Origin of the sequence: Desulfosporosinus sp. OT, from assembly GCF_000224515.1 — a bacterium.
Classification (GTDB): domain Bacteria; phylum Bacillota; class Desulfitobacteriia; order Desulfitobacteriales; family Desulfitobacteriaceae; genus Desulfosporosinus.
Window position 1 is genome coordinate 1 of sequence record NZ_AGAF01000212.1, and the last position, 18,085, is coordinate 18,085.

Below are 18,085 nucleotides of genomic sequence, written 5' to 3' on the forward strand. Positions count from 1 at the left end.
AATATCAAATACTTAAATACAACTAGAACGTTATGAATTAGCAATTATTGATTATTGCTAATTTAATTCATATATATTTGAAACTATCCTTGTTTTCTATGATCCTGTCAGCAATCTTAGTTCCAACGTAACGAAAGTAGATTTCACTGTCTTCCCAACTTGAATAATTGCGGTCTTCAATTACCCGACCACTTTTCATAATTTGTCGAAGAAAGGGAATTGGAATTCTATTAGTTTGGTTTATATCAAAGTTCGCAATTGAGCGTTCAAATTCATGTTCTAAGTTAGTAGAATTCCAATACATAGGCCCTTCTTGAGATTTTATCTCGAATGCACGCCTTACAAGCTCATATGTAATAGCACCAAATGTAATTAGAATTTTGGGCTGGTGTTCGAGAACAATTTCCTGTAGCAATTCAATCTCTTTGGTTACTTCTGCTGCCTGACAATTTGAGGTTTTATGAGCTATGCCAATATCACTAACGGTGCTTTTTATAAAGATATTTTCAGTTTCAATTCTTGTGCGAAGTTTACGATAAACCTTGTCCTGAATCTCATCTAATATTGGAGCCCAAATAACCTGAAACATGGCGAAATGATTAGGATTTACTAAGAGCCAAATAGGATAGGATTTATCTCCGGATTCTTTCATTATGCTATCAGTTGAAATTGAATATTTATCAAGTGCTAAATTAGACATATCAATCCCACCTTTAGTGTTTATAGTTCACTAATTAATCTCCCTTAAAGCATTAGACACAACTTTTAAAATGACCCTCCTCCTTTGCCTAATAACATTGTTAAATAGCAAGAAGTATGCCATCTCTAAGAACCGCTAGTTTCAAGCATTTATCAATGAAAAATTACAAGAGGTGTAGCATTTGCTACACCTCTTGTAAATCGGATAACCTGATTAAGGCGATCTATCGTCTTCATGCTCTATTTTAATAGAGTATTGAAGCATTTCTATAATTGTATCTTCTTTCAATCATATGTATCATATAATTCACTTTTTAGATTTTAAGATCATATGTTAGAGGATGCTTTTTATTTAACATAGAATAATAATATTTTGATAGCAAGTCACCAAGGAAAACGTGCTAATGTGCAGACTATAATTTGATGCCATATTTTTGTAGTCGATACAGTAGAGTCGGACGGGTAATTCCTAGATACTTGGCCACTTTTGTCTGATTATTATCATGCTTTTCTAATGCCTTGATAATAAGATGCTTCTCTAACTTTCCCAGAGTAAAACCTTCTGTGAGGTTTATTCCAGGTGCAATGGGTTCCTCTAAACTATTCATTAACTCCTTAGGAAAATGTCCTGGCTGAATTTCTGGGCCCTGACAAACAATAAGTGCTCTTTCGATCACGTTCTGAAGCTCTCTTATGTTACCAGGCCAGTTGTAGCGAGTTAGAATTTTCATTGCTTCTGAAGAGATTTTTTTACTATGCGTTGGATCAAATTTTAGAAGAAAATGATTAACTAACAGGGGAATATCTTCTTTCCGTAATCTGAGTGGCGGCATGTTGATATGCACGACGTTTAAGCGATAATAAAGGTCCTTTCTGAAGGTTCCGTTAGATATAGCAGTAGCCAGATCTATATTAGTGGTGGTAATGACTCGGACATCCACATGGATCGTTTCAGTTCCACCTACTCTTTCAAAGCACCTTTCCTGTAGTACTCGAAGTAACTTTACCTGCATGTTGATTGGCATTTCTCCGCATTCATCCAGCAAAATCGTACCATGATCTGCGATTTCAAAGCGGCCCTTCTTTTTACTGGTTGCCCCAGTGAAAGCACCTTTCTCATGGCCAAATAGCTCGCTCTCTAACAGTTGTTCCGGAAGAGCCGCACAGTTTACAGCTACGAAAGGCTTGTCAGCTCTGTTGCTGGCCTTATGTATTTCCATAGCAGCTACTTCCTTACCGGTTCCACTTTCACCTGTTATCAGAACAGTTGTGCCAGTTTTCGCAACCTGTCGAATCAGGAGGGCAACCTCTTTCATGGCATCGCTCTGACCAATGAACTTTCCATACTTTTTGCCTAATTCCTGATATAAAGAATTTACTTGGTTTTCTAAATTAAACAGGCGTAAAGCCTGTTTAACCTGCACCTTGATCTCTTCAAGCTTAAAAGGCTTAATGATATAATCCGAGGCCCCAATTTTCATAGCTTCAATTGCAGTATCAATCGTCCCGTGGGCGGTAATCATAATTACAGGAATACTGGAGTTTATTTTATTTAGTTCTTTTAACACCTCAATACCATCAATATCAGGCATCTTCAAATCCAATATTACCATCGAGGGTTCAGTCTCATGGGCCAACTCAATACCTTGTAAACCTCTCGTGGTGGTAACCACTTGATAGCCTTCATGACTTAGTGCCCGTTCAAGGGCCCAGCACATTCTTTCCTCATCGTCAATTACCAGAATTCTTGGTGTCAAGAAGATCACTCCTGTCGCATAATTGTGGTTTTACAGGAAGATTAATAATAAACGTTGATCCTTGGTTAAGGTTGCTATTCACCTCAATTGTTCCACCATGCAATTTAATACTTTGATAGGATATCGAGAGTCCCAGACCCGTGCCTGTTTTTTTGGTTGTATAGAAGGGATCAAACAACCTAGACTGCTCCTCGGCAGGGATGCCCTCTCCAGTATCAGAAAAACTGATAACAACCATGTTGTCGATTTCTTTGGTTATTATTTCCAGGCGTCCTCCGGAAGGCATTGCTTCGGCAGCATTAACAATTATGTTAACAAATACCTTTTTTAGCTTTTCAGTATCTGCTAGAATTTTAGACAGTTTATTATCAAGCTGCAATACAACTTTTACCTTCTGCTTTCGTAACATTGCCGCTGAAAAAGAGAGGACTCCCATGATTAAATCATTGACAGAACACTCCTTAATAGAAACTTTGTTAGGACGGCCAAAGTCCAGCAGTTCTTGAATTTCCATATCCTGACGGTCCACTTGCTCATCAATGGCCCTTGTAAATTCTTCGATGCCGCTTACTTGAGCGTATTCCTGCTTCATTAGTTCTACTAAAGTTTTAATAATTCCAATTGGGTTACGCAATTCATGTGCAACACCAGTTGCTAAACGGCCAAGTGCAATGAGGTGTTCCGATTGTCTCAGTTGATCCTCTAAGCGTTCCTTTTCCGTTAAACTTACGGCCATCCGATTAACTGCTCGGGCTACTTGACCCAGTTCACCTGACATTTCAGGCAATAAGTGATGTATATCCAACTCCATGTTATGCAATCCCTGCTTTAAGCGGTCGACGCCAGTGGTTAGATTTCTAATAATTATAAGGGTGCCAATCATAACTAAGGCCAGCACACTAAGAGTGAAATATCGTAGCAGTTTCCGAAAAAAATTGTTCTGGTAGAAGAAGGGATCGAGACGCTCCCCTACCCACATTACTGCCACAACTTTCCCCTTAAGTACAACAGGAGAAATATACTCAACGACCTGATCATTCCAAGAACCAGAAATTCGAAACAACGGTTCGTTACTCAGCTCGGTTGCAATTAGGCCTTGTTTAGTAGTAGCAAAGATATCTTTCTCCCGCTGAGCTTCTTCTGCCGGAGAGAGGTTACGATAGTTATGCAAGAAACCCAGTATCATAATCTTCTCTGTGTGGGGTACATATAAACCGAAGCGAATGCCTAAATTTGCTGGCACCTGTGGTTCTATGACCCGGTTAAACTCATTATGAAGTATGGTTGTTGGGACATCTCCTGTCCCAGTCCATATAGATTCCAGATTTCTTGTAAATTCATTATTAGTACTTTTGACCAAGGCCTCCAGTCTCTGTTCTTTGTCTAAGAATACAACTTGATCTGTCCGTGAAGCGAAAAAGATGTCATACATCAATGCTACTAAAGGTACAAGCATGATTGCGGCAACGATAATCACTATCTGATTGGTCAGACTGTTACCTTCTAAAGACAAAAATTTTTTTTATTCTTCAGAAAAACCTACCTCCCATATAATGGTGTAGTCTGAAAGTGAATAATGCATATATCCAGGATGAAGGTAGGTCGTTTACGCTTCTTTGCTTAAATCCAAATCTTAAGATGATCCTTGTTCTCAATTATCTTTTCGGCGATCTTTGTGCCAACATAATGAAAGTAATTTTGACCAAAATAACCGTGATCTTCTATAAATTTGCCACTAGAAATTACCTTGCGTAGTAAGGGAATCCGATTGGTTTTGTTTATATCAAAGTTCTCAATTGATTTTCCGAATTCATCTCCTAAGTTAGAAGTACTCCAATACTTAGGCCCTTTTTCGGGGAGAATTTCGTAGGCACGTCTTAAAAATTCAAATGGAAATGCGCCAAAGGAGATCAGAATTTTTGGCTCATGCTCAAGAGCAATTTCTTTGAACGTTTCAATCTCTCTACCAACTTCTGCCCCCCACCAATTTAATGTATTAGGAACGATTGTGCTATCGCAAATAGCGTTCCTTATATAAATATTGGTAGTATCGATTCTTGTATGAATTTCCCTATACACTTTATCCTGTATTTCAGCTAAAGCAGGCGTCCAAATGTTGTGACGTACAGCAGGATGCTTGGGATTGACTATTAGCCAAATTGGATAAGATTTGTCTCCCGAATCCCTCTTAATTGTCTTATCTGAGGGTATATAGTTATTAAGTGTTGAGCGGAACAAAAGAATCCCACCTTTCAAGTATTAAAGTTAGTGCGAACAATCTATTAAAGTTTGGTGCGCACAAGACACTAATTTCTTTGTTATCCCGAATTCCAAATTTCAGAACAACTCTTGCTCTGAGTTTAGCAACTAATATTAGCAGGTTTCTCTCGAGGGTTACTGCCGTGCAGAAGTATCGATTCCTTGCAGGAGATTATTAAAATATCTACCTTTTTAGGGCAGATTAATTGCTTATTCAATACTTTGTGATAAGCCGCGCTTTCACGAATTTCGGGATATAGTGTCAATGAAATACCTTATTAGCGGCCTTTAGAGGCTGCTTTCTTATTTAACAAAAAAAGTGACAATTGCGTGATAAACATGAAACGACATTTTCATCTGTACTCTCTCCACTTCCTTTCCAATCGAATATTTTAATGATCACAAGATAAAGATTAGCATTGTGTCACCACTGTGTCTATAGTAGATCGGTATGCTCATAATCAATATAATTTATGGATAATTGTGTTGTATATTATATTGAGGACCGTCGAGCCTCAGGCTCATACTGTACTTTTTTTCTTTTAAGGTTATTGACGTTAGTATTTATGGATAGGGCTACCTTAGGAAGGAATTCTGTATTCATACCAAATCATATTGCTAATCAATAATAATGCAGTGTATAATGAAGCTGTAGTTGTCTTAGGTTTGTTTATGTTCGGTTTGTTAGTGAATTAACCTAGTTTTGATTAACTAAACCAAACATGGGCTAACTTAATACATGTATTACATAATTCATAAGGAGGAGTATAAGTGAAAAGAATCTCGTGTCTGGTATTTAGTTTTCTACTAATTCTATCCTTGGTTGGTTGCAGTGCAGGAAATGCTACCCAACCGTCCACAAGCGAAACACAGACTAAACCCACTGAAATCATGATATCGGCTGCAGCTAGTTTGAAGGATTCATTGACTGAAATCCAAAAAGATTATACTCAGAAAAAACCCGAAGTGAAGCTTACCATTAATTTTGGTGCTTCAGGAACACTCCAACAACAAATTGAACAGGGTGCCCCGGTAGACCTTTTTATTTCTGCAGGAAAGTCACAGGTAGATGCCTTAGAGAAAAAGGATTTGTTGGTTAAAGATAGCCGAGTCGATTTACTGGGAAACGATTTAGTTCTTGTTACTGGGAAAGATAACAGCAAGGTTACATCCATTGAAGATCTGACTAAAGCGGGAGTTGAAAAGGTCAGTATTGGTACTCCAGCGTCAGTTCCTGCCGGCAAATATGCCCAAGAAGCCTTGAATAACCTCAAACTTTGGGATGCCTTACAACCTAAGTTAGTAATGGCTAAAGATGTGACCTCGGTTCTGAATTATGTAGAAACAGGAAATGCGGATGCAGGATTTGTATATCGATCCGATGCTCAAAATTCAACTAAAGTTAAGGTTGTTTCAGTTGTTCCGGACAGCAGCCACAAGCCTATTGTCTACCCTGCAGCTATTATTTCAGCTACTAAAAACAAACAAGTTACAGAAGATTTCCTGAAGTACTTACAGAGTTCAGATGTCCAACAAGTCTTTACAAAATACGGATTCAAGACATTAGCAAAATAAACTAGTATTCGGGAGAGTCCTATGGAATTTAGCTTCATTCCTATTATTTTATCGCTGAAAGTTGCCTTCGCATCGGTGATTATTGTAGCCTGTTCTTCGATTCCCATAGCCGGCCTTATGGCCAAGCGAGAGTTCTTGGGCAAAGATGTTGTCGAGTCAATTATTACTTTGCCCTTGGTACTTCCCCCTTCGGTGATTGGTTTTATGTTGCTCGTGTTTTTCGGAAAGAACGGTCCTTTAGGTAAGCTGCTTGAACAATGGTTCCATACAAGAATAGTTTTTACCTTAGAAGGAGCAGTAATAGCGGCAGCGGTCGTATCGTTGCCTTTGATGTATCAATCCGTAAAGGTTGCGATGGAGAGTGTTGATCAAAATCTTGAGAAAGCTGCACGTACATTGGGAGCCGGAGAATTAAAGGTGTTCTTCACCATAACTCTTCCTTTAGCTTGGAATGGTATTGTTGCTGGTTTAGTTTTGGCTTTCGCGCGGTCTCTGGGAGAATTTGGAGCAACGTTAATGATTGCTGGAAATATTCCTGGCAAGACTCAAACAATGCCTCTAGCTATATACTTTGCCAATGAATCAGGTGATACCAGGCAAGCAAGCATCTTGGTTATTATCATGACTGTCTTTAGTTTTCTAGTGATTTATGGGCTGAATCGATGGGGAAAGGGATCAAAACGCGATTCGAGAGGAGGTGGGAATAATGCTTAACGCTCATTTTAAAAAAGATTTACCCACCTTTGATCTTGAAGTAGATATCTCTTTGAGTAATGGCATTCTTGCCCTTGTTGGTCCTTCAGGCGCTGGCAAGACGACAATTTTGCAGTGTGTAGCAGGCCTCCAGACCCCTTCATGGGGAGAGATAAATATCCATGACAAGGCCGTCTTCTCTTCTGATCATGGCATAGATATTCCTATCAGAAATCGACGTATTGGGTATGTTTTTCAAGATTATGCTCTCTTCCCGCACATGACAGTTGAGAAAAATGTGATGTATGGTAAGCCTAAAAAAGGGAATATCCCCAACAAAGCCCTTAACGTTTCAAATGTCTTAGACATGCTCAAGATCGGTCATCTCCGAAATCGCTATCCCAATCAGATTTCGGGGGGGGAAAAACAAAGAGTTGCTCTTGCTCGGGCCTTAATGACGGAACCTGAACTTTTATTGCTTGATGAACCTCTTTCCGCTCTTGACCAGGACACGCGGAGTACATTACAGCAAGAGTTGCTTAAGCTTCAAACCCAATGGAAAATTCCCTTTATTTTAGTTACACATGACGTTCAAGAGGCAGAAATGCTTGGCGACCAGATAATCAAGCTGGATCGAGGTAAACAAGAGGAGATTAAGGGAATCAAGAAGCTTCATAAAGCCCAGTGAAAAATTGAATAATTAAATCTCCGAGCCAGAATGACCTAAAGAGCAAATCTATGGTCACTGGACAGGGCCTGAGTCCTCAGGGTGTTCCCGGAAACGGGTATGCCTTCACATTTTGAAAAGGAGTAGCACACATGTTAGACTGGGACGCCAGTTAACTAGAGCTCCCTTTTTGGGAGCTTATATTTTTTAGCATTGTTCAGTGACGTAGGTAAGGGGGGCGGAGGCATAGTGATTGATTTGAGGGGATTAGACTTTTCTCCGCTTTTAATATCCTTAAGAGCAGTGATCATAGCAACTATTGTGACCTTTTTCCTGGGAATCGCGGCTGCGTGTTTTGTTTCAGGATATAGGGGAAAATTCAAGGGATTGATTGACGGTGTGCTTACTTTGCCGCTGGTTTTACCACCAACCGTTGTAGGATTTTTGCTTCTTTTACTGTTTGGTAAAAATGGACCTCTCGGAAAACTGTTGATGGCAATTGGAATGACGGTTATCTTCTCCTGGCCAGCGACGGTTATCGCTGCTTCAGTTGTTGCTTTCCCTTTGATGTATCGAACAGTAAGAAGTGCCTTTGAACAAATTGACCAAAATATAATAAATGCTGCACGTACGCTAGGAGTCTCAGAATGGAAAATATTTTGGAAGATAACAATTCCGCTTTCCTGGCCGGGCGTTGCAGCGGGTACTGTCTTAGCCTTTGCAAGGGCTCTGGGTGACTTTGGTGCGACGCTTATGATCGGCGGTAATATTCCTGGAAAAACCCTGACAATCCCTGCTGCGATATTTTTTGCAGCTGAAAGTGGTGACATGAGAAAGGCTTTGGTCTGGGTGATACTCATTTTTGTTATTTCCCTGATAGTTATGACATTGATGAATTACTGGACTGATTACCAAAGCAAAATGACTGCAACTATTGGTAGGAGATAATATGGCATTATTGGTTGATATCCAAAAAAAACTACCGGGGTTTAAGCTTGAGGTTAAGTTTGAGACAGGTATGAATATTCTGGGACTTTTAGGAGCTTCCGGTTCGGGTAAAAGCATGACCTTACGTTGCATTGCGGGAATTGATAAACCCGACCATGGAAGAATTGTGCTCAATGGCCGAACTTTGTTTGACTCTCAGAAAGGCATAAATCTCCCCTGCCAGAAAAGAAAGCTGGGTTATTTGTTTCAAAATTACGCACTTTTTCCTAATATGACCGTTGAAGAAAACATTGGTTTTGGAATTGGAGATAAAAAACGAGCAGATCGGCTGGCTATAATTAAGAAACAGGTGAAGATGATTAAGTTGGAAGGTTTGGAAAAGAGATATCCTAACCAGCTTTCCGGAGGACAACAGCAGCGAGTTGCCTTGGCTAGAGCTTTGGCCATTGAGCCAGAGGTTTTGCTCTTGGATGAACCGTTTTCTGCACTTGATGACTATCTAAGAAGCCACATGGTCAAACAATTGAGCGAAACGTTAGCAAACTATCAGGGTGTTACACTGTTTGTAACCCACAACATGAATGAAGCCTATAGTATTTGTGATAAATTGGTTATCCTGGCCCAGGGGAAAATTGAAGCAAAAGGGAGGACAGTGGAAGCATTCAAATCTCCACCTTCACTTGTAGCTGCGCAATTGACTGGGTGTAAAAATTTATCCCTGGCAAAATACATAGCACCGTTTGAATTACAGGCGTTAGATTGGGGAATTAACTTGAAAACCGAAATTGAAATATCGAGACAAATTGAATGGGTGGGTATTCGGGCCCATACGATCGAACTGGCCTCAGACGGAAAAGGAGACAACGTGTTTAGATGTTGGCTTAATTCTACCAGTGAGACCCCATCTTGGATGACAGTCTATCTAGCCGTGGAAAAGCAGACTCAGCGATTAGATAACCAGCAAATTCAATGGGAAGTCACCAAACAAATGTGGTCTGAATTAAAGGATAAACCACAGCCTTGGAACCTGAGAATTAACCCTGAGGAACTGATCATTGTCTGATTTCAATCAAGTGGTAAATATAAGGAGGAAGAGGGAAGTTTATGAAACTATCTAATAATAAAATTTGGAAGACTAATAAAACACATGCTATCTTGGGATTGATTGCTTGTTCGCTATTATTACTTGTCCTATTTATTTCGGGATGTTCAAGTGCAGTAACGGAACCTTCAAAAACGGAAGATAGTAAAGCTACTGCTCAGAATAAACCAGTTGAACTTTTGATCTCCACCGCTCCAAGTTTAAAAGGTTCGTTTGAAGAAATCAAAGGGCTGTATACGGCTAAAGAGGCTGGAGTAAAATTGGTTTTTAATTATGGACCCTCAGGTTCCCTCCAAAATCAGATTGAGCAAGGCGCTGCCGCAGATATATTTATTTCTCAGGGCAAGCCACAAATGGATGCTTTGGAGCAAAAGGGGCTGATTAAGAAAGAATCCAGGATAAATTTGTTAGGTGATGAACTTGTTTTAATCGTTGCTAAAGACAACGCTACGCTTAAGAAGTTTGAAGATTTAACCAAACCTGAAGTTAAGAAGATCGGAATTGGTGAGGCTGAATCAGTTCCGGCCGCCAAGACTGCCAAAGAAACCTTAGAAACGCTTAAACTATGGGATGCCCTACAACCTAAACTGGTCATGGGTAAAGATTTAATGCAAGTCATGGCTTATGTTGAGACAGGTAATGCCGAAGCAGGTTTTGTCTGGGATACGATTGCGGTCACCTCGGATAAAGTTAAAATCGTGGCTACAGCACCCGCTAATTCGCATAAACCGGTTTTCTTGCCAGCAGCGGTGGTAACAGCCTCTAAAAACGGTGATGCGGCCGCGAAGTTTTTGGAGTATTTGCAGAGTGATGAGGCTATGAAGGTTTTTGAAAAGAATGGTTTTATAAAGGGGAAGTAAAAACAATAATCTAAAGCTGAAAAAATCAATGAAACGGAGGTGGAGACTCTGCAATACATCAGTGATGAAACAATTGATCGCTGGATCAAAGAAGATGTTCCATATCTCGATTTAACAACGCTTACCCTGGGCATAGGTGGGCTAAAGGGGAAAATTAGTTTTAAGGCAAGGGAATTTACGGTGTTATCTGGAGTCGAGGAAGTTTTAAGAATCTTTACCAAGCTAGGAATTACGTCGACTCGATCATTGTCATCAGGTTCTGTTGTTAACAAAGGAGATATCTTTATTGAAGCTGAGGGGTTGGCATCAAGCCTTCATATGGCTTGGAAAGTGTCGATGAATATACTCGAATATTCCTCAGGGATTGCGACGAGAACAAAAAAGATGGTGGATAAGGCTAAATCAGTTAACCCTCATGTTGCTGTTTTGGCCACTCGAAAATCATTTCCGGGAACTAAAGAGCTTTCCATAAAGGCAATACTGGCCGGAGGTGCTTTTCCTCATCGGTTGGGTTTATCGGAAACAATCTTAACTTTTAAACAACATGTAGCTTTTTTGGGCGATATCAACAATCTCGCCCGAGTAATTAAAGAAATAAAATCCAATGCCTGTGAGAAAAAGATAATTGTTGAAGTAGAAACCCTGGAAGATGCATGTCTTTTATCTGAATCTGGAGTTGACGGATTGCAATTTGATAAAATCCCAGCCTTGGAGCTAAAGAGCATTGTTGATCAAATCAGAGGAATTAACCCCCAGATTACGTTACTTGGAGCGGGTGGCATCAATGAGAGTAATATCGAAGAATACGCCCGTTCAGGTATTGATGCCATTGTGACGACTTCGATGTATTTTGGTAAACCTTCTGACATTGGAGTGACGATGGAAAAACTTTAACTCATGATTCGTAGAAGGAAATGACAACTGCTTAACACTTGAAAAATTATATAAATCCTATCTCCGAGCCGTAATAACCTAATGAAAAATCTATGGTTACCGGCCAGGGCTTTAAGCCCTCAGGGTGTACCCGGAAACGGATATGCCTTCACTATTGAAAAGGAGGTGGCTAGGCCTGCTGGCTTTGTTTGGCATGCTCCACTTTCTATGGTGGAGCTATTTTTATGCCGGACAGGGCAAAGCATAGTAATCGCTGGAGATGCTTTGAAATACATAAGCAGTAAGGATTCGGAGTCAAATCCATGACGAACAGGGGGGGATAGATATGAAACTGGTTACGGTTTCCGGGCCGCCTTCTTCCGGCAAAACTTCAGTTATATTGAAGGCCATAGAATGTTTAAAACAGGAAAGCTACAAAATCGGAGTCATCAAGTTTGACTGTCTCACAACGTTTGACAATATTTTGTATGAAAAGGTTGATGTTCCGGTCAAAGTTGGTTTATCCGGGAACCTTTGTCCAGATCATTTTTTTGTCAGCAATATTGGAGATTGCGTTCGATGGGGATTAATGGAGAATTTTGATTTGCTGATTAGCGAGAGCGCAGGTTTGTGCAATCGGTGTTCCCCTCATATTAAAGACATCCTGGCTGTGTGCGTTATTGATTGCCTGGCTGGAGTGAATACGCCTAAAAAGATAGGACCGATGCTGAAACTGGCAGATATTATTGTGATTACGAAAGGGGATATCGTCTCTCAAGCAGAAAGAGAGGTCTTTTTCTTTAAAGCGAAGCAGGCGAATCCTAAAGCTATGATCATGTCGGTTAATGGGATAACTGGGCAAGGAGCCTTCGACTTGAGTAGAAGACTTAAGGATACTGTGGAAATTGCTAATCTGGAATTAAAACGGTTGAGATTTACAATGCCGGCAGCCTTGTGTTCGTATTGTCTTGGAGAGACCCAAATTGGTGAAGATTATCAAATGGGAAATCTTAAAAAAATGGATTTTGAGGTGTTTTCATGAGCATACCCGCCTTGACAATCCCTTTAAGAGAAATGATTCTGAAATATCCTTACTTGGAAGACTTTTTTATTTCTTTAGGCTTAAAGGATTACCATGTTGATTTATCCTGCGCGGAGTATGTGGATCAGCTTAGTGACGGTCAAATCGAAGATCTAGGTATGGACAGGGAGCAGCTAATATCTAACTACACAGAGTATTTTCAAAAAATGGCTGAAATTGCACTTAGGACAACCGAGCGGGTGAGGTCGATTACGATCATTGGAGGGCGTGATAAGACTGGGCAGGCAGAAAATTTGTCCTTTACGATGAAAACAGGAGATATTATCTGCGTTGTGGGTCCTACAGGCTCGGGGAAAAGCAGACTGTTAGCTGATATTGAATGCCTAGCTCAAAGAGATACCCCTACGGGACGGCAAATCCTAATTAACGATTCAGTTCCCAATGAGGATAAGCGTTTTACCGTTGAACATAAACTCATCGCCCAGCTTTCACAGAATATGAATTTTATCATGGATTTAACGGTTCAAGAATTCATTACCATGCATGCCGAAAGTCGAATGATTGAAAACGTTGAAGAAACTGTTCAATCCGTAATTGTCTGTGCCAACGAGTTGGCAGGCGAGAAATTCAGCCTGGATACACCCGTCACCAGCTTAAGTGGGGGACAGTCCAGAGCGTTAATGATCGCGGATACGGCCTTACTGAGTTCATCTCCTATTGTGTTGATTGATGAAATCGAAAACGCTGGCGTGGACCGAGAAAAATCCTTGGAGTTGTTGGTGAAAGAGGAAAAGATTGTCTTAATGTCTACCCATGACCCTATTCTGGCCTTGATGGGTCATAAACGAATGGTTATCAAAAATGGAGGGATAAGTCAAATCGTCGAGACATGCGCTCAAGAAAGATCAAATCTAATGTTACTGCAACAATTTGACGGAACAATGATAAGACTGAGAAATATGATTCGATCAGGAGAAAAGATTGACTTCGATATTAAGAACTTGTTCGGATTGTAAGATTAGCTAGTCAGTATTGGATCAGAAAGTTCTTGAATTGTTGAGGTTGCGAAAATGGGCCTGATAAGATGAGGGGGTTTTAGAATGACAATTGATTCAGATAGTTTAATCAGTGAATTGTTAAGGCAATATCCTGAAACTTTGGAGGTGTTTGCCTCAAATGGCTTTGAAGATCTTGTCGATAAGGACATTCTCAGGCAAATTGGCCCTTTTATCCGATTGAAAACAATGCTTCAGACGAGACATATCAATCCTGCGATCTTTATCAAGCTGCTGGAAGAAAGGATAAACACATTTTATTCCCTGAAATACTCTCTTGAGTCCTGTAGAGAGAGAACGACAGATAAGTTAAATCTCCTAGCTCTTCTGCCCTGTCCGCTCAAACTACCTCTGCAGCAGGCCTTCGATAAATATCTGGCTAAGGAATTTGACTTAGGCAATGATGGGCTAGATTATCTTATCGAAGGAAATGCCAATAATCAGCTTTCCTATTACCCCTATGTCGATCAATTTGAAGATCTTGAGGATATCCCGGACGTGATCATTACCCCGGGTCTGAATAATTTCTTTCACCAACGGTTTATTCAACGGTTTATAGATAAGGGTTTTTTCCTTGATGCTGCGAATTATCAGCCTCATAATCGCTACTTGAATAGTGGGATTAAAGACCCAGGGGGAAACTACACGATCCTGGCGATGAACGTATTGGTGATGGTTATTGATCATTCCCAAATCGGATCGACTGATTTCCCCAAGAAGTGGGAGGATATCTTGAATCCCGAATTTGAGAAAAGAGTTGCGATGCGAGGACAAAATGATTTTTTTTGTGAAACAGTTTTATTGGCGATCTATAAAACCTATGGAATGGAAGCAATAAAACGTTTGGGACGTTCAGTGAAATACGGCTGGCATCCAGCTCAAATGGCTAAGGCGGCAGGCAGTGGAAACAAAGGGGCTCCAGCCGTAAGTATAATGCCGTATTTCTTTACTAAGACCATCAAACATAAAGAAAATATTACCATTGTCTGGCCAGAGGATGGTGCCATTATCAGCCCAGTTACAATGTTGGTAAAAGCAGAGAAAGCCCAGAAACTTGAAAAGATTGCGAACTTTTTCACCAGCCGAGAAATAGGCAATATATGCGCCGGGGCTTGTTTTCCATCATTGCACCCGGAAGTAAAAGATTCGATACCGGAAAGTGTGGCGTTCAACTGGCTGGAATGGGATTTCATTAAATCACGGGACATAGGTGAATTGCAAACAGAATTAAACGCTGAGTTCTTAGTCAGTTTTAATCAATAAATCTTTGTAGGAAGGAGCCCGACGCGCATACTGGTTTTAATCGGAGGGTTCGTAGAGGCTCTTTCCAGCTCAGTTACCTAGTTAGCAAAGAAGTGCTGGGGATGAGCCTATCTAGAGAGGAAGAAGGTTTAATGAGAACGAGAAGTATTATGCTCTGTTTAATGATCATGACTTTGTTGATGCTTAATCTAGCAGGATGCGGTCAGTCGGCTACGTCAACACAGACTAAACAGAATTCAACAACATCGACCAATCAAACTGTAGATACCAAACGTACTATTACGGATATGGGAGGTAGAACGGTCACTGTTCCCAACACTATAAAGACTGCCTTTGCCATCAGCCCAGTAGGTTCGATCATGCTCTATGCGTTGTGTCCGGATAAAATGGTCGGTTGGAACTATGCCCCACGACCTTCAGAGATAAAGTACATACTGCCTAAATATCAGTCGTTGCCCGCTTTAGGAGGCTGGTATGCTGCCAATAAGACGAGCATAGAGGAAATTTTAAAAATACATCCAGATATCATAATTGACATGGGCGACGTCAATAAGGCGGAAATTTCCAATGCGGATAAGATCCAAACACAATTGGGGTTACCAGTCGTATTGGTTGATGCACCTGTGCTGAAAATGGACAAGGCTTGCGAATTTATGGGGGAGCTCCTTGGTGAAAAAGCCAAGGCTCAGGAGCTAGCAGATTATTGCAGAAATACAATTGCTGATGTTACAGCAAGAGCAGCAAAAATACCTCAAGATAAGCGCATCAGCGTTTATTATGCGGAGGGAGCAAAAGGGTTGCAGTCCGAACCTGATGGTTCAACGCATATTGAAGCTTTAAGTTTAGTGGGGGGTCTTAATGTCGCCAAGGTTCCCCTAGGGGGAAAATCGGGATTATCGTCAGTGTCCCTAGAACAAATACTAGCTTGGAATCCTGATGTGATTTTAGCTTGGACTGAAGAACAGGGAGGGTTCTATAAAGGGATTCTGTCTGATCCAACTTGGAAAGAAATCAAGGCTGTCCAGCAAAATCGTGTCTATCAGGTTCCTGATGCACCTTTTTGCTGGTTTGATCGACCACCTTCAATTAATCGTATTATAGGGTTTAAGTGGTTAGGCAATTTGCTCTACCCTGATGTTTTTAACTACAACATGGTTGCAGAAGTTAAAGACTTTTTTGCGAAATTCTATCATTATGATCTTTCAGACGAAGAAGCGAAAACTTTACTAGTTCAAATTCAGCCTACTAAATAAAAGAGCTTGCAGAGGAGTAGGTGCTCAGTGGTTGGGAGGATTAATGTTAGTGAGAATTAACGATAACACCAGAGATGCGTTAGCTGAATCGGAGTCAGAAGGGAATCTTCGCAAGGTATATTTTGTTGTAGTCTTATTGCCTATTTTAGCGTTTATCCTTTCATTCCCCTTAGGGCGATATCCTATTACAATACCTGATCTGTTAGCAGCTTTACTGGGAAAAATTTTTCCGTATATACATGGTCCCGAGGGTGTAATTAATACCGTTATCTTTCAAGTGAGGCTGCCTAGAATTATAGCAGCGATGATAGTGGGGGCTGCCTTGTCGATAGCAGGGGCTGCTTATCAAGGTATGTTCAAAAACCCTTTAGTATCGCCAGATATTTTAGGTGCATCTTCAGGAGCAGGCTTGGGAGCGGCGCTGGCAATATTTTTCTCATTAAACGTGGTGGGTATTCAGGTATCGGCCTTTGTTGTTAGCCTTTTGGCGGTTGTTGCCGTGTATTTTCTCAGCAATAAAATTAAGCGTGATCCGACCTTAGCTTTAGTACTCACTGGAATTTTAGTAGGCACGTTGTGTTCATCCTTTACGTCTCTCCTAAAATACATGGCTGATCCGTATGACAAGTTGCCGGCCATAACCTTCTGGTTGATGGGTAGTTTAGCAACAGTCTCTCCAAAGAATGTGATGTCTTCTTTCGTGATTATGTTATTGGGAGGAGTACCGCTTTATTTATTGCGTTGGCGTCTCAACGTCTTGTCCCTAGAGGAAGAAGAAGGCAAGACGTTGGGGTTGGAAACAGGAAAGCTAAGACTTGCCGTAATTATCTGTTCTTCGCTGCTCACTGCTGGGGCAGTATCGATCAGCGGACTTATTGGTTGGGTTGGGCTCATTGTACCTCATTTGGCCCGCATGCTGGTTGGCCCAAATTATAAGGTGCTTTTACCAGTATCAATTGCGATAGGGAGCGTCTATATGTTGCTGGTAGACGATTTGGCCAGATGCCTGACTTCTGCTGAGATTCCCTTGGGAATACTCACCTCCATCATCGGTGCTCCGTTCTTTTTTGCTATCCTCTTGCGCGGAAAGAGGGGTATGGTATGAGGTTTGAACTTAACGACATCAAATGCGGCTATAACAATAAGGCTATCCTCAAGGGAATATCGCTTACAATGTCCGAGGGAGAGGTTTTATGCGTTTTGGGACCAAACGGGACCGGTAAAACGACACTTTTTAAGACTATTCTTGGCCTGATAAAACCCCTCGAAGGCAAAATATTATTTAATGGAGAAAACTCAATTCATTGGTCACGATCTAAAATGGCCCAAGTGATTGGGTACATACCTCAAGCTCACAATACATCGTTTCCCTTTAGTGTCATGGACATGATTCTGATGGGACGTACCGCTCATTTGGGAAATTTTGCAGCCCCATCCCAAGCGGACAAAAAAATAGCCGAACGAGCCATCGATACTTTGGATATTTCCTATCTGGCAAATCGTATTTTCACAGAACTTAGTGGAGGGGAGAAGCAACTCGTTCTTATCGCGCGTGCTTTAGCCCAAGAACCCCAGATTTTGGTTATGGACGAGCCAACCTCGGCCTTGGATTTTGGCAACCAATTAAAAGTTTTAAGTCAGGTCAAGCAGTTAGCGCGCCAAGGGTTGACGATCATTATGGCTTCACATGTTCCTGACCATGCCTTCTTCTACGCCACAAAAGTAATGTTATTAAGCCACGGAGGCCTGTTTGGCTTGGGAAAAGCTAATGACATTATTACTGAAGATAAATTAAGAGAGCTCTATGGTGTCAACGTTAGAATCATTAAGACGGGTGTTCAATCCGATAACGATGACGATGACGATGACGATAACGATAGTGATAGTGATAGTGAAGTGAGGATGTGTGTGCCCTTGCAGAGCAACAGAAACTGGGGGCTAAAGTGATGTACCTAGCGCTTACAATGTAGCAAGTTGCTTATTGGTCAAAGGAGGGAAGGGCATGCCAATAAGTGCGTAAATAAAGATAGGGGAGGCAA

The 18,085-nt window shown here is 40.9% G+C and carries 17 protein-coding genes and 2 riboswitches; of the genes, 13 read left to right on the forward strand and 4 right to left on the reverse strand.

What is annotated here, in order from left to right; genetic code table 11:
* Window positions 1-67: 67 nt before the first annotated feature.
* The 4 genes from DOT_RS19635 to DOT_RS19650 all read right to left on the reverse strand — a co-directional run bounded on the left by DOT_RS19635 (window position 68) and on the right by DOT_RS19650 (window position 4,694).
* A complete protein-coding gene (locus tag DOT_RS19635) occupies window positions 68-700 on the reverse strand; it encodes a hypothetical protein (protein ID WP_009622598.1) in 633 nt (210 codons plus the stop codon).
* Window positions 701-1,112: 412 nt separating this feature from the next.
* Entirely contained in the window at window positions 1,113-2,456 is a 1,344-nt protein-coding gene (locus DOT_RS19640) for a sigma-54 dependent transcriptional regulator (protein ID WP_040413004.1), read from the reverse strand.
* Entirely contained in the window at window positions 2,431-3,912 is a 1,482-nt protein-coding gene (locus tag DOT_RS19645) for an ATP-binding protein (RefSeq protein ID WP_083824202.1), read from the reverse strand. Before DOT_RS19645 ends, DOT_RS19640 begins: the two co-directional genes overlap by 26 nt.
* A 164-nt stretch (window positions 3,913-4,076) precedes the next feature.
* Complete coding sequence (locus DOT_RS19650; protein ID WP_009622604.1) at window positions 4,077-4,694, reverse strand: hypothetical protein; 618 nt, start codon at window positions 4,692-4,694, stop codon at window positions 4,077-4,079.
* Between the two features lie 792 nt (window positions 4,695-5,486).
* Here DOT_RS19650 and modA (DOT_RS19655) point away from each other — a divergent pair.
* The 13 genes from modA (DOT_RS19655) (at window position 5,487) to DOT_RS19715 (ending at window position 17,993) form a co-directional block, all read left to right on the forward strand.
* Window positions 5,487-6,290, forward strand: a complete 804-nt coding sequence (gene modA / locus DOT_RS19655; RefSeq protein WP_009622606.1) for a molybdate ABC transporter substrate-binding protein — start codon at window positions 5,487-5,489, stop codon at window positions 6,288-6,290.
* 21 nt (window positions 6,291-6,311) lie between these two features.
* Window positions 6,312-7,004 carry a molybdate ABC transporter permease subunit gene (gene modB, locus DOT_RS19660; RefSeq protein WP_009622608.1) on the forward strand — a complete coding sequence of 231 codons (693 nt, stop codon included), beginning with the start codon at window positions 6,312-6,314 and terminating at the stop codon, window positions 7,002-7,004.
* A complete protein-coding gene (locus tag DOT_RS19665) occupies window positions 6,997-7,671 on the forward strand; it encodes an ATP-binding cassette domain-containing protein (RefSeq protein WP_009622610.1) in 675 nt (224 codons plus the stop codon). Before modB (DOT_RS19660) ends, DOT_RS19665 begins: the two co-directional genes overlap by 8 nt.
* 6 nt (window positions 7,672-7,677) lie before the next feature.
* A riboswitch (molybdenum cofactor riboswitch) is annotated at window positions 7,678-7,810 on the forward strand.
* Window positions 7,811-7,899: 89 nt separating this feature from the next.
* On the forward strand, window positions 7,900-8,598 hold the full coding sequence (gene modB, locus DOT_RS19670) for a molybdate ABC transporter permease subunit (protein WP_009622612.1): 699 nt from the start codon (window positions 7,900-7,902) through the stop codon (window positions 8,596-8,598).
* A gap of 1 nt (window position 8,599) precedes the next feature.
* Window positions 8,600-9,661 (forward strand): sulfate/molybdate ABC transporter ATP-binding protein, encoded by a 1,062-nt coding sequence (locus tag DOT_RS19675; protein WP_009622613.1) that lies wholly within the window; start codon window positions 8,600-8,602, stop codon window positions 9,659-9,661.
* A 41-nt stretch (window positions 9,662-9,702) separates the two neighbouring features.
* Window positions 9,703-10,560, forward strand: a complete 858-nt coding sequence (gene modA, locus DOT_RS19680) for a molybdate ABC transporter substrate-binding protein (protein WP_009622615.1) — start codon at window positions 9,703-9,705, stop codon at window positions 10,558-10,560.
* Between the two features lie 48 nt (window positions 10,561-10,608).
* Window positions 10,609-11,454 carry a ModD protein gene (gene modD, locus DOT_RS19685; RefSeq protein ID WP_040413018.1) on the forward strand — a complete coding sequence of 282 codons (846 nt, stop codon included), beginning with the start codon at window positions 10,609-10,611 and terminating at the stop codon, window positions 11,452-11,454.
* Between the two features lie 49 nt (window positions 11,455-11,503).
* Window positions 11,504-11,634, forward strand: a riboswitch (molybdenum cofactor riboswitch).
* Window positions 11,635-11,779: 145 nt separating this feature from the next.
* Window positions 11,780-12,475, forward strand: coding sequence for a GTP-binding protein (locus DOT_RS19690; RefSeq protein WP_009622621.1), 696 nt, complete (start codon window positions 11,780-11,782; stop codon window positions 12,473-12,475).
* Window positions 12,472-13,491: an ATP-binding cassette domain-containing protein gene (locus DOT_RS19695; RefSeq protein ID WP_009622623.1), complete on the forward strand. Its 1,020-nt coding sequence runs from the start codon at window positions 12,472-12,474 to the stop codon at window positions 13,489-13,491. Before DOT_RS19690 ends, DOT_RS19695 begins: the two co-directional genes overlap by 4 nt.
* 84 nt (window positions 13,492-13,575) lie before the next feature.
* A complete protein-coding gene (locus DOT_RS19700; protein WP_009622625.1) occupies window positions 13,576-14,793 on the forward strand; it encodes an ABC transporter substrate-binding protein in 1,218 nt (405 codons plus the stop codon).
* A 131-nt stretch (window positions 14,794-14,924) separates the two neighbouring features.
* Complete coding sequence (locus DOT_RS19705) at window positions 14,925-16,046, forward strand: ABC transporter substrate-binding protein (protein ID WP_009622627.1); 1,122 nt, start codon at window positions 14,925-14,927, stop codon at window positions 16,044-16,046.
* Window positions 16,047-16,095: 49 nt separating this feature from the next.
* Entirely contained in the window at window positions 16,096-17,151 is a 1,056-nt protein-coding gene (locus DOT_RS19710) for an iron ABC transporter permease (RefSeq protein WP_242833876.1), read from the forward strand.
* Entirely contained in the window at window positions 17,148-17,993 is an 846-nt protein-coding gene (locus tag DOT_RS19715; RefSeq protein WP_009622631.1) for an ABC transporter ATP-binding protein, read from the forward strand. Before DOT_RS19710 ends, DOT_RS19715 begins: the two co-directional genes overlap by 4 nt.
* Window positions 17,994-18,085: the final 92 nt, after the last annotated feature.